This window comes from Streptomyces sp. CWNU-52B (genome assembly GCF_047444975.1).
Taxonomy (GTDB): domain Bacteria; phylum Actinomycetota; class Actinomycetes; order Streptomycetales; family Streptomycetaceae; genus Streptomyces.
Genome location: NZ_JBLFJV010000005.1, coordinates 699,658 through 712,392 on the forward strand (window position 1 = coordinate 699,658; position 12,735 = coordinate 712,392).

Below are 12,735 nucleotides of genomic sequence, written 5' to 3' on the forward strand. Positions count from 1 at the left end.
CTCCGGAGACGTACGGGATGGGACGGAACGGGTCTGGCTTGGCGCCATTCAAGCATCACCCGTCACTACCTGTCGACACTAGTGCGTTGCTGAGCGGGGTCGAGCCGTACGTACATGCACTTGTATTTACTTTGTGTCGACACTAGGTGAGACTGTCGACAGTCGGGAGCTCCGACGGTGTCCCCCGGACCTCCCGGGGGCTTCCGGGGCCCGGCTCACCTCACGCCCGGACCGGGTCCGGACCGGGCTCGAACCAAGGGAGACCCCCGTGACCCAGGACGTGCCCTCCGCACGGCCCGGCCGCCTGGCCGGGCGGGTTGCCGTCATCAGCGGCGCCGGCAGCGTCGGCCCCGGCTGGGGCAACGGCCGCGCCACCGCCGTGATCTTCGCCCGCGAGGGCGCCACCGTGTATCTGACCGACCGGGACAAGGACGCGCTGGACGTCACCGCGGAGCAGATCCGCGAAGAGGGGGGCACCGCACACACCCACCTGCTCGACGTGACCGAACCGGACGCCGTCCAGGCCTACTTCCAGGAGGCCGAACAGCGCGCGGGGCACGTGGACATCCTCGTCAACAACGTCGGCGGCTCCCGCGCCGGCGGAGTGGCCGAGCTGTCCCTGGAGGACTGGGACAGCCAGTTGCGCACCAACCTCACCAGCGCCTTCCTGGCGTGCAAACACGTCGTCCCGATCATGCGACGCGGCGGCGGTGGCTCGATCGTCAACACCGCCTCGGCTTCAGGCCTGCGCTGGACCGGCGCCGCGCAGGTGGGCTACGCGGCGGCCAAGGCCGCCGTCGTCCAACTCTCCCGTGTGACGGCCGTCCAGTACGCGCCCGACGGCATCCGGGTGAACACGGTCGTCCCCGGACAACTGCACACCCCGATGGTCGAGGCGCGCCTGGCCCACCAGCGCGCCGACGGCGACGTGGACAAGCTCCTCGCCCAGCGGCAGGCCCGTATCCCGCTGGGGTTCATGGGCGACGGCCGGGACACGGCGTACGCGGCGCTCTTCCTGGCGTCCGACGAGGCCCGCTTCGTCACCGGCACCGAGATCGTCGTCGACGGCGGAATGACGGCGCGCTGTGACTGAGCCCGCCCTCCGCACGGCGCACCCGGCACCCTCGCCGGGCTGCCCGCCCCCGCACCCGGCCCCCCGCAGACCCACCCTGGCGCTGCCGCCCGGCAGTTGTGACGCGCACTGCCACATCCTGGGCCCCGCCACGGTCTTCCCCTACGCGCCCGAGCGCACCTTCACCCCGGTCGACGCACCCAAGGAACAGGTCGCGGCCCTGCACGCCCACCTGGGTCTGTCCCGGGCGGTCGTCGTCCAGTCGTCCTGCAACGGCGCCGACCACCGCACGCTTCTGGACGCCCTCACAGCCGGGCGTGGCAGGCTCCGCGGGGTGGCACTCATCGGCGAGCGGACCACCCGGGCGGAGATCGAGGAACTCCACCGGGCGGGAGTGCGCGCGTTCCGGCTCAACTTCCTGCCGCATCTGCGCACCGCGCCCACCCGGGCGGAGATCGACTCCGTCCTTGAGCGCGTCGACGGTCTCGGCTGGGCGGTCGAACTCCACCTCACCGGCGCCGAGGTCGCCGATCACGAAGACCTCGTCCGCGCCCTCCCCGGCCGCGTGGTCATCGACCACCTCGCCCGCGTCGACCTCGGGGAAGGGCCGCACAGCCCCGCCCTGCGCAGCCTGCGCCGCCTCCTCGACACCGGTGAGGTCTGGCTGAAGGTGAGCGGGGTGGACCGGGTCTCCCGGCAGGGCCCGCCCTACGCGGACGCCGTGGCGCTGGCCGCGTCGTTCGTGCGGCAGGCGCCCGGCCGGGTCGTGTGGGGGACCGACTACCCGCACGTGAACATCCGGGGCGCCGCTCCGGACGACGGTCTGCTGGTGGACCTGCTCACCGACATCGCCCCCGACCCCGCCCTCCTGCGCCGGCTGCTGGTCGACAACCCGGCCGAGCTCTTCGACTTCCCGCCGGCCCCGACACGACCGACACCCCTGACGCCCTCACCGGACCTGCCGGACCCGCACGTGGAGCAGACATGAACGACTTCGACGGACCCTTCCTCACCCGGGGCGCCCCCGGCTACGAGGAGGCACGGCTCGGTGCCGTCTGGAACCTGCGCAAGCCCGACCGGCATCCCGACGCCGTCCTCGTCGCCGCCGGTGACCGTGACGTACAGGAGGGAGTCCGCTGGGCCGCGGCCCGCGGGGTGCGCGTCTCCGTCCGGTCCGGCGGGCACAGCTGGGTCGGCAACGGGGTACGGGACGGCGGTCTGCTGATCGACCTCTCCGCGCTGGACGAGGTCGTCGTGGATGCGCCCCGGCGCCGTGCCACCGTCCGCCCCGCCGTCCAGGGCAGCCGCTTCAACGCGCTGCTCGCCGCCGAGGGCCTCGTCTTCCCCAGCGGCCACTGCCCCTCCGTGGGCGTGGGCGGATTCCTGATCGGCGGCGGTTACGGCTGGAACTCCCGGGCACTGGGACCGGCCTGCTTCAGCGTGGAGGCGGTCGACGCCGTCCTCGCCGACGGCACCCTGGTGCACGCCACCGATGAGAGCCACCCGGACCTCATGTGGGCCGTACGCGGCTCGGGTCCCGGCTTCTTCGCGGTGGTGACCCGCTTCCACCTGCGGGTGTATCCGGCGTACGACCAGATCCTGCGCAGCGCGTACGTCTTCCCCCACGAGCTGCGCGACGAGGTGCTGGCCTGGACCTACGAGGCCGTGCCCGGGATCTCGGACTCCCTGGAGATGTCGGCGAAGGTCGCCCGCACCCCGGGTGCGCCACGGCCCACCACGACGATCACGGCGGCTGCCTTCTGCACCCCGGGGGAGGGGCCGCAGATGCTGGAGCCCCTGGAGAAGGCGCCCTTTCTGCGTCATGCGCTGCGCAGGACCGAGCGCGTGCCGTCGACGCTGGACGACCTGTACGCCCTCTCCGACGGTCTGACTCCGCAGGGCCGGCGCTACGCCGTCGACGGCGTGTGGACGGACGCGCCGGTTCGGGACGTGCTCGACGCGGGCCGCGGGGTGCTGGACGGGCTGCCCAACCGGGACAGCTTCCTGCTCTGGATGCTGTGGGGCGGCCAGGCGACCCGGGAGAACGCCTGCTGGTCCACCCAGGCCCGGCTGTACTTCTCCCCGAACGCCGTGTGGCACGACCCCGCCGACGACCTCCGCAACGAGACCTGGGCCCATGACGCGCTGCGGGCCATGGCCCCGGTCGCCCACGGCACCCAGTTCGCCGACGCGAATCCCGCGGACCGCCCCGACCACGGGCTGGAGCCGGAGCAGACCGCGCGGCTGGAGGAACTGCGGCGCCGGTACGACCCCCAGGGGCTGTTCCGCTCGTATCTGTCGCCCGACGAGTCGACCACGGCCCTGGCCGCGCAGCGGCGCCACGACGGTATCCGTACATGAGGGCTCACATGAGGGCTCTCTAGTGTCGACAGAAAGCCGAAATTATCGGCGTACAGCCCCTTGACCTCCATTTTGTGTCGACAGTACCGTTCGGAATGTCTGCACCACCCAAGGAGCCACACTTGTCCAGGACGCCCGATCCCCATCCTGCCCCGTCCCCGCGCGGCGTTGTCGTCCGCCGTGGCGAGGCGAGCTACGAGAAGGCTCGTCTCGGCGCCGTGTGGAACGCGCGCAAGCCGGACCGGTTCCCCGACGTCATCGTCGTCGCCGAGGACGAGCGGGACGTCGTCGAGGCCGTACGGCTCGCCAGGGCGGAGAAACTGCGCGTCTCCGTCCGCTCCGGCGGCCACAGCTGGGTCGGCAACGGGGTACGGGACGGCGGACTGCTGGTCGATCTCTCCCGCCTCCAGGAGATCACCGTCGACCCGCACGGCCGGAGCGCCTCCGTCCAGCCCTCGGCCAAGGGGCCCGAGATCCAGCGGGCCCTCGCCCCGCACGGACTGTTCTTCCCGACCGGACACGCGCCCACCGTCGGCATCGGAGGCTTCGTGCTCGGCGGCGGCTACGGCTGGAACTCCCGTCACCTCGGACCGGCCTGCCTGAGCATCCGCGCGATCGACGTGGTCCTCGCCGACGGCACCCTGGTGCACGCCACCGACGAGACCCACCCCGGGCTGCTGTGGGCGGCACGGGGCAGCGGCCCCGGATTCTTCGGCGTCGTCACCCGCTTCCACCTGGACGTCCACGAACGCCCCACCGAGATCCGGCGCACGGTGCACAGCTACCCCATCGACCTGCGCGACGAGGTGCTCGCCTGGTCCTACGACCTCCTGGAACGACTGCCCACCACCGTGGAGTTCTCCGCCAAGGCCGGCTTCACCCCCGGTCTCGGCACCCCGTCGGTCTCCCTGACCGCCACCGCCTTCTGCACCCCGGCGCCCGGCCAGGGCCCCGAGTCCCTCGACCCGCTGGAGGACGCGCCCTTCCGGGACCGGGCCCTGCGCGCGGTGGTCGCCGAACCGACCACCATCGGCGAGCTGTACGACATCGCGGACCGCCTCAACCCGGAGGGCCTGCGCTGGGCCGTGGACGGGGTGTGGGCGGACGGCCCGGCCCAGGAACTCATCGGCGCCGCCCGCCCCGTGCTGGACACGATCCCCGACGGCAACAGCTTCGTCCTGTGGATGCTCTGGGGCCACTACCCGCCGCGCCCCGAGGCCTGCTGGTCCGCGCAGGCCAAGGCCTACCTCTCGCCCAACGCGGGCTGGCACGACCCGGCCGAGGACCTGGCGCACGAGAACTGGGTGCACGGCTCACTGTCCGCGGTGCAGCACCTGTCCAAGGGGCTCCAGTTCTCCGACAACAACCTCGCCGACCGCTTCGACCGCGGCCTCAGCGCCGAGAACGCCGAGCGGCTGGAGAAGCTCCGGGGCATCCACGACCCCGACGGGCTCTTCCGCACCTACATGACCCCGGCCGAGTCGACCACCGCCTACGCGGTCGCCGGCCGCGCGTAGCGCCGTGCGAACGCCGATCGACATGCCGTACGAACCCGTGCAGGGAGCGGTACGGCCTCCGCAGCGCCCGCCACCGTGCAAAGGAGCACACCCTCATGCCGAAGCGCACGAGAAGTACGAGAAGCCCGTTCGGCCGCCTGGCCGTCGGCCTGGTGACGCTCGTCGTCGCCGCCCCGATGGCCGCCTGCGGTTCGGGCGACTCCACGTCCGCCGGCAGTGACGGCTCGGCGAAGATCACCGTGCTGCGTTCCAACGGCGCGCTGTTCGAGCCGCTCTACATCGCCGAGCAGCAGGGCTACTTCGAGGCCGCGGGCCTCGACGTCACCATCAAGGCGGGCGCCCAGGACACCTCGCAGAACGCCCCGTCCGTGCTCAACGGCGAGGCCCAGTTCGCGATGACGGACAGCTCCGGCTTTCTCAAGGGCGCCGCGAAGAAGATGCCGATCCGCATCGCCACCGGCCTGGTGTCCGCCACCACCAGGACCGACCCCACCGACGGCCTCCTGGTCGAGAAGGGCAGCTCCATCGACGGCTTCGCCGACCTGGAGGGCAGGACCGTGGGGCTGTCCGCCCTCGGCGGCACGATCCAGTTCATCGTCGAGTACCTGGTCGAGAAGGACGGCGGCGACCCGAGCAAGGTCAAGTTCGTCTCCCTGCCGACCACCTCCCTCACCGACGCCGCCACCACCGGCAAGACGGACGCCGTCTACTCCTTCGGCGCCTTCTACGGGGCCGGCAAGGAGGCAGGCCTGCGCTCCGTCGGCAACGGCATGAACGACCTGCCCGGCATCCCCCAGGGCGTCCTCTTCGCCACCCAGAAGTACCTGTCCACGAACGCGGACACGGCGAAGAAGTTCACCGGTGCCGTCGCCAAGGCCATCACCTACGCCAACGCGCACCCCGACGCCGTCAAGGCGATCGACAAGAAGTACACCCAACTGCCCGCCGACTTCATCGAGAAGTCGCAGATCGCCTACTACGACAAGACCGTCAACACCACCGTGATGCGTACCGTCATCACGAAGATGCACGGCTACGACCTGCTCAGCAGCACCCCCGAGGACGACGCCGTCTACTGGGACCAGGCTCCGACGGTCACCGGCGGCAGCTGAGAACGGCAGAGGTACACCATGGCCATCTCCACGACGGACCGGCGCCCGGCGGCCCCGGACCGAAAGCGTCTCGCCCGGCACACCCGGGCCCAGGCACCCGGCCGCCGCACACTCCTGTTGCTCCAAGCGTCCGCCGTCCTCGCCGTCCTGGTCCTCTGGGCGGCGCTCGCGGCGGCCGGCCCGGTCAGCGCCACCGCGCTGCCCGGACCGACGGCGGTGTTCGGGAAGTTCCCCGAGCTGTTCGGCGACTCCGCGTACTGGCGGGCGGTGGGGGACACCCTGAACGGGGCTCTGACCGGCTTCGTCGCCGCCGCAGTGATCGGCGTTCCGCTGGGCCTGGTCACGGGCACCTACGCGGCGGCCGAGCAGTCGTCCCGGCTGCTCGTGGACGTCCTGCGGTCCTTCCCGGTCATCGCCCTGCTGCCGGTGTTCCTGCTGGTGCTCGGGTCGACGCCCACGACGAAGACCACCGTCGTCCTCCTCGCCTGTGTCTTCCCCGTCTTCCTCCAGGCCCAGTACGGCGCCCGGTCCGTGACCCCGATGATCTCGGAGACCATGGACAGCTACCGCATCCCGCGGCACCTGCGCTTCCGCAAGGTGATCCTGCCCAGCGCCACACCCTCGGTCATGACCGGGCTGCGGCTCGCGGCGACGACCTCCGTACTCGTGGCCATCGGCGTCGAGGTGCTCACCACACTGCCCGGGATCGGCCACGAGGTGGTCCAGGCGCAGCAGGGCGGGGCCGCGGCACGGGCGTACGCCTACATCATCACCGCGGGTGCGATCGGCTACTCGGTCAACCTGCTCTCCCAGTTCGCCGAACGACGTCTGCTGCGCTGGCGCCCGCCGGCGCACACCGACTGACGAGGGGAGGCATCATGTCCACGCGCGCTTCGAGCGCCCTCTTGAAGTCCCTGCTCAAGCAGGTGTGGCTGCCGGTCCTGTGTGTCGCCGTCCTGCTGCTCGCCACCGCGGGCAGCACCAGCTTCTACTTCCCGCCGGCCACCGACGTGCTCGCCACCCTGTGGCGGGAGCTCCTGCACGGCGGACTCGTCGACGACCTGCTGTTCTCCCTGCGCAACATCGCACTCGGACTGGGCATCGCCACCGTCGTCGGAGTCGGCGCGGGCCTCGTCATCGGCGAGGTCGACCTGCTCCGGCAGGCGACCGGACCGCTGCTGGACTTCGCCCGCGCCACCCCGACGGTGGCGTTCGTCCCGGTCGTCATCCTGACACTGGGCATCGGATCGGGCCCCAAAGTCTTCCTGATCGCACTCGGTTCGGTCTGGCCGATCCTGCTCAACACCGTCAGCGGCGTGCACGGCATCAACCCGGCCGTGCACGAGACCACCCACAGCTACCGCATCCCCTGGCGGCTGCGCCTGCGGAAAGTGGTGCTGCCCGGAGCCCTGCCGCAGATCTTCGCCGGCATCCGCGTGGCCCTCTCGATCGCGGTGGTCCTCATGGTCGTCAGCGAGATCTACGGATCGCCCGTGGGCCTGGGCAACTTCATCCTGCAGAGCGGTTCCGACTTCGCCGTCCCGGAGACCTGGGCCGGCACCGTGCTGATCGGCATCCTCGGCTACGGCCTGAGCGTGCTCCTCCTGGCAGCCGAGTACGCGCTGCTCGGCTGGTACCACCAGCGTCCGCCGCGCGCCCGGCGGGCCAAGTCCCGAAGCGAGGTCAAGACATGATGCAGCGACACGTCAAGGCGGGCGGGTCCAGCCTGATCGTGGAGGACGTCTCCAAGACGTTCGGCCACGGCACGGACGAACACCGCGTGATCGAGGGCCTGTCGCTGCGCGTGGACCCCGGTGAATTCGTCTGCGTCGTCGGCCCGTCCGGCGCGGGCAAGACCACCCTGCTGCGCTGTCTGTCCGGTCTGGTCGGGCCCACCTCGGGCACGGTCCGCTACGGGGACGAACCCCTCACCCGGCCGCACGCCGACATCGCGGTCGTCTTCCAGGACTACCGCGGCTCCCTGCTGCCCTGGATGCGCGTACGGGACAACGTGGCCTTCCCCCTGGAGGGGATGGGGGTCAAGCGCGCCGAACGCAACCGGCGGGCGGAGAAGTGCCTGGACGCCGTCGGTCTGGCCGGCATCGGGGACAAGTACCCCTGGCAGCTCTCGGGCGGTATGCAGCAGCGGGTCGCCATCGCCCGCGGACTCGCCTACGAGGCCCCCGTGCTCCTGATGGACGAGCCCTTCGGGTCGGTCGACGCCCAGTCCCGGTTCGACCTGGAGGACCTGACACTGTCCCTGCGCGCCGACCTCGGCATCACGGTCGTCCTGGTCACCCACGACATCGACGAGGCCGTCTACCTGGGCGACCGCGTGGTCGTCATCGGCGGCCGTCCGACCACCGTCGTCGACAACCTCCAGGTCGACCTCGGCACCGACCGCGATCAGATCACCACCCGCGCCGACCACCGGTTCACCGATCTGCGGACCCGGGTCCTGACCAGGATCCGCGAGGCACAGGCGCCGGCACCGGCACAGGCCGCGCGGCACTCGGCGCGCCCCGGGCCCGCACGGGAGGAGAACGCCCGGCCGACCGGCGAAGCCCCGACCGACGGCTCGGCCCGGGAGAAGACCGTACGGGTGGTGCGCTGACGATGACACGCTTCGACCACGTGGGCATCTCCGTGCCCGACCTGGCGGCCGCCACCTCCTGGTACTGCGCGGCCCTGGACCTCACCGCGGCCCCGGTGTTCGCCATCCCGGACACCGACCTGCGCGGGGTCATGCTCCTGCACGAGAGCGGCTACCGCGTCGAACTGCTCCACCGCCCCTCGGCGCGCCCGGGACCGGCACCGGGCAGTGCTCTCGAAGCGGCGGCCACCCACGGCTTCGGTCACATGTGCCTGTGCGTGGAGGACGTGGCGGGGGAGTTCGCGCGGCTCGTCGCGGCGGGCGCCGGGGTCAGCATGCGCCCCCGGCCGGCCCCGCGCCCCGGTGCCAGCATGGCCTTCGTCACCGACCCCTACGGCAACCTCATCGAACTCCTCGACCGCGCCTGAACCACCAGGACGACCGTCCGCCGCCACTCCCGTCCCCGAGGACGACGACGTCGCGATGACCCGTACGGTGCCGACCGAGGAGCTCGAAGCGATCTCCCGGCGCCGGCCGGTGGTGACGCCGACCGGGCCCCGCGCCACCGTGCGCCGGCCGATGGTGTGCATGGGGGAGGAGGCCCGTCGACCTGCTGGTACGACGCCTGGGCGGACAGCCTCTGCCGAACCCGTCTCCTTGATGCTGCCGGTTGCCGTGGTCCGCAGGGCGAGCTGCGGCTGCGACGAGGCGACGACGACACCCCCGGCAGCTGTCTGAGCACCACCTCAGTGCGTGCACACGAAGCTCGACGCGGTGTCCGGATCGCCGGCGCGGTACTTGGGCCAGTCCGGATATGCGCAGAGCGGACGAGTGCGGTGATGGGCGGTGTCGGTCACGACCGGATCGGTGGGCGGCCGGCCCGTTTCGACCCAGTGTTCCAGCGCGGAGAGCGAGTCCGTGGCGGCGGCGAACGCCGGTGTGCCGACGTTGGCGTGGTTGGCCCCGGGCACGACGTAGTACCGCATGAACGCGTGGGTCGACCGGGGGCCCAGCCGGGTGTGCACGCGCCGGTAGTAGTCGCTCGTCGAGCGGGAGGAGACCAGCTCGTCCGCGGCGCCGTGGAGGAGGATCAGCTTGCCTCCGGCGCGGGCGAACGGGCGGAGATCCGTGTTGTTGCGGTCCTGGATCGTCGACAGGCGGCTGATGCGGTCGAGCCACTTCCCCGGGTGCCGGGGATCCACGTCGAGGGAGTTCTGGTGCGGGTCCCGGGTCAGGAAGTACTTGACCCATTGGTCCCAGTACTGCATTCCGTAGCCGCTCGTCACCGGCATGGGGTCGGCCGGCCCCGTGGTGCCGAATCCGAGGAACGGGGTCCTCATGTCCGCCCCCGAGAGGAACGGGAAGCCGGGGTATCCGGTCTCGCCACTGGCGATCCGGTACGGCCACCTGAACGGGGAGGACATGGCGGTCACGGCCCTGATCTGGGGATCCGACAGACAGTCCGGGCCGGTATCGGCGCCGTCCGGACAGCGAAGGGTGTCAGGATCGAAGTGGCAGGCGCCCGGGTTCGAGATGACCTTGTCCTTGACCTCGTCCAGGCCGTCGCACGCGGCCATGACGCTGTTGTGGAGAAGCGTCTGCTTCTCGGGTCCCGGGAAAGCACCGGGTCGGGACAGGACCTGCGTCAGGTGCCCCAGGTAGAGGACTTCACTGAGGTTGTTCCAGGCCGGAAAGGCGGAGATCACCCCGTCGAACGTCTTCGGCCACCGTTGGGCCACGTTGAGCGCCTCGCGGCCGCCGGTCGAGCCTCCGGAGAAGTAGGCCCCGACAGGTTTCGTCCCGTAGGCGTGCCGGATGAGGAACAGGCTCGCGTCGTACGTCTTCTTGAGCGCGTCACCGGCGGCGAAGTTGCTGAGGGCCTCGTCGTTCGCGCCGAACGACCCGTCGAACGACGGAGGGGCTGTCGGGCTCTGCTGGTGGCCGGAGTCGCTGGCGAAGGTCGCATACCGCCGGGCCAGGGGCGCCGGCCGGTCCGCGGGGCCGAACGGCACGTTCGCCGTCAGGTCGGGAATGGTGCCGCTGTAGCCGCCACCGCCGAACATCATCGCCCTGCGGTTCCAGTCGTAGGGCAGGGCGGCGCGCATCTTGATGGCGGGCGCGGCCGGATCGACGGGCAGGATGTCGGCGTCGACCTGGCAGTACCTGACCGTCTCGCCGCTGACCACGCCGGTCCTGACCGAGGCCGCCACGACACGGCCGCCGGTCGTCGGCAGGCTCATCACCGACGCCGGGATCCTCAGCCGGTCCAGCCCGCCGCACTGCGGCACCGCCGTCGAACGGCCGGCGTCGGCCGGGCTCGTCGCAGGGGCCGGTCCGGCCCCGAGGACCTGGGTCGTGCCCGCCAGCAGCGCCATGGTCACCAGTACGGTGTGCCGACGGGTCCTCGGGCCTCTTGCCGATGATCTGCCCACGAAGGCCTCTTCTCTGCATCACGTAGGTACGCGTACGTACACGTAGGTATACGAAGTGCCGCTGTTTCCACGGCCTTCGCGTCATCGTCCCGGCCCTGCTCCTGCCGGAGTGCCTTCACCACGCGGAGCAGCCGCATGGCGCACGCGAACGAGTGGGGCGCCGGCCCCGCAGCGACAACCGGGCGACCCCTCAGTGGGAGTCGGTCCCTCAGCGGTAGAGGTGCGTGCCCGGCACGGCGTGCGGATCGGCACGGACCTCGGCGGTGTTCGTCTCGGGCAGGAACCACGCGCTGGCGAAGGTGATCAGCCCCATGGCCATGATGTAGCCGGCGACCGGCAGGGTGCTGTCGGTACCGGCGATGAGTGCTGTCATGAGGAACGGCGTGCCGCCACTGACGATGATCGCGGAGAGCTGGTACGCGAGCGACGCGCCCGAGTAGCGGACGCCGGGCGCGAAGAGCTCACCGAGGAAGCTCGCGATGGGGCCGTAGGTGAGGCACTGGAACACGAAGCCCACCATCACCGCGACGAAGATCAGTGGCAGTGACGCCGTGTCGACGAGCCGGAAGTACGGGAAGGCCCAGACGGCAACTCCCAGGCCACCGATCAGGATCAGCGGCCGTCGGCCCACCTTGTCCGACATATGGCCGGCCCAGGGGATGACCACGAGCATCGCCACCGAGCTGAGCAGCACGGTCGCGAGCAGGGGGTCGCGGTCGAGGCCGAGCGAGTCCGTGCCGTAACTCAGGAGGCCTGAAATGCTGACGTAGAAAAGGCTGTTGGTGGCCGACAGGAGCCCGCAGCCGAGCAGGATGGTGACCCACCTGGTGCGAATGGCCTGCGCCAGCGGGGCCTTGACCACCGTGCTCCCCGGCTGTGACGCCTCCCGCTGCAGCTCGCGGAACTCAGGTGTGTCCTCCACCTTGGTCTGGATGTAGAGAATCACCACGAACATGACGACGCTGGCCAGGAAGGGGATGCGCCAGCCCCAGCTGAGGAAGGCGTCCTCCGGCATCAGACCGCTGGCAGCCATGAAGATCAGGTTCGAGATGATCACGGCGACGGGGACGCTGGACTGTCCGAAGGTGCCGGCGAAGCCGCGCCGTTTGGGACTGGCGGACTCGGTGAGGAGGAGCACGATGCCGCCCCACTGGCCACCGGCCGCGAGCCCCTGCACGAAGCGCAGTATGACCAGCAGCGTCGGGGCCAGCGGGCCGACGGACGCCGCACTGGGAAGACAGCCGATCAGGAAGGTGGCGGCCCCCATGAGCGCCAGACAGGTGACGACGACCGGCTTGCGTCCGTATCTGTCACCGAGGTGTCCGGCCAGCACCCCGCCGATCGGACGCGCCACGAAGCCTGCCCAGAAGGTACTGAAGGCAAGGAGGGTCCCCACCACGGCCGAGGAGTTCGGAAAGAACACATCGGGGAACACGAGCGCGGCCGCGGTGCCGTAGAGGAAGAAGTCGTACCACTCGATCGAGCTCGCGATCAGTCCCGCTGCCAGCAGTTTGCGGGGCGACCGGCGCCGAGTCGGGTCCGAGCCGGCGCCGAGGCGCTCGGACTGTCCTTCGGGTTGGGCGAGCGGGGTTGCCATACATGCCGCCTTCGTCGATAGCGCGCAGAGGTGATGACGGTGAGATTAAGG

11 protein-coding genes are annotated in these 12,735 nt (G+C 70.9%); 9 read left to right on the forward strand and 2 right to left on the reverse strand.

Going from position 1 to position 12,735, the window contains the following annotated elements:
- The first annotated feature begins 268 nt into the window (after positions 1-268).
- The 9 genes from ACLVWQ_RS05985 to ACLVWQ_RS06025 all read left to right on the forward strand — a co-directional run bounded on the left by ACLVWQ_RS05985 (position 269) and on the right by ACLVWQ_RS06025 (position 9,083).
- Entirely contained in the window at positions 269-1,093 is an 825-nt protein-coding gene (locus ACLVWQ_RS05985) for an SDR family NAD(P)-dependent oxidoreductase (protein ID WP_414107097.1), read from the forward strand.
- Positions 1,086-2,060: an amidohydrolase family protein gene (locus ACLVWQ_RS05990; RefSeq protein ID WP_414107098.1), complete on the forward strand. Its 975-nt coding sequence runs from the start codon at positions 1,086-1,088 to the stop codon at positions 2,058-2,060. The genes ACLVWQ_RS05985 and ACLVWQ_RS05990 overlap by 8 nt, the downstream gene beginning before the upstream one ends.
- On the forward strand, positions 2,057-3,433 hold the full coding sequence (locus ACLVWQ_RS05995) for an FAD-binding oxidoreductase (RefSeq protein WP_414107099.1): 1,377 nt from the start codon (positions 2,057-2,059) through the stop codon (positions 3,431-3,433). The genes ACLVWQ_RS05990 and ACLVWQ_RS05995 overlap by 4 nt, the downstream gene beginning before the upstream one ends.
- 122 nt (positions 3,434-3,555) lie before the next feature.
- Positions 3,556-4,950 (forward strand): FAD-binding oxidoreductase, encoded by a 1,395-nt coding sequence (locus ACLVWQ_RS06000; protein ID WP_414107100.1) that lies wholly within the window; start codon positions 3,556-3,558, stop codon positions 4,948-4,950.
- Between the two features lie 95 nt (positions 4,951-5,045).
- Positions 5,046-6,062 (forward strand): ABC transporter substrate-binding protein, encoded by a 1,017-nt coding sequence (locus ACLVWQ_RS06005; protein ID WP_414107101.1) that lies wholly within the window; start codon positions 5,046-5,048, stop codon positions 6,060-6,062.
- 18 nt (positions 6,063-6,080) lie between these two features.
- Positions 6,081-6,926: an ABC transporter permease gene (locus ACLVWQ_RS06010; protein ID WP_414107102.1), complete on the forward strand. Its 846-nt coding sequence runs from the start codon at positions 6,081-6,083 to the stop codon at positions 6,924-6,926.
- A gap of 14 nt (positions 6,927-6,940) precedes the next feature.
- A complete protein-coding gene (locus tag ACLVWQ_RS06015; RefSeq protein WP_414107103.1) occupies positions 6,941-7,756 on the forward strand; it encodes an ABC transporter permease in 816 nt (271 codons plus the stop codon).
- Positions 7,753-8,676: an ABC transporter ATP-binding protein gene (locus ACLVWQ_RS06020; RefSeq protein ID WP_414107104.1), complete on the forward strand. Its 924-nt coding sequence runs from the start codon at positions 7,753-7,755 to the stop codon at positions 8,674-8,676. Before ACLVWQ_RS06015 ends, ACLVWQ_RS06020 begins: the two co-directional genes overlap by 4 nt.
- A gap of 2 nt (positions 8,677-8,678) precedes the next feature.
- Positions 8,679-9,083 (forward strand): VOC family protein, encoded by a 405-nt coding sequence (locus ACLVWQ_RS06025; protein ID WP_414107105.1) that lies wholly within the window; start codon positions 8,679-8,681, stop codon positions 9,081-9,083.
- A gap of 318 nt (positions 9,084-9,401) precedes the next feature.
- Here the strand turns inward: ACLVWQ_RS06025 and ACLVWQ_RS06030 are convergent, their stop codons facing one another.
- Both ACLVWQ_RS06030 and ACLVWQ_RS06035 read right to left on the reverse strand, forming a co-directional pair.
- Entirely contained in the window at positions 9,402-11,030 is a 1,629-nt protein-coding gene (locus tag ACLVWQ_RS06030) for a tannase/feruloyl esterase family alpha/beta hydrolase (protein ID WP_414107410.1), read from the reverse strand.
- Positions 11,031-11,295: 265 nt separating this feature from the next.
- Complete coding sequence (locus tag ACLVWQ_RS06035) at positions 11,296-12,684, reverse strand: MFS transporter (RefSeq protein WP_414107106.1); 1,389 nt, start codon at positions 12,682-12,684, stop codon at positions 11,296-11,298.
- Positions 12,685-12,735 lie beyond the last annotated feature (51 nt).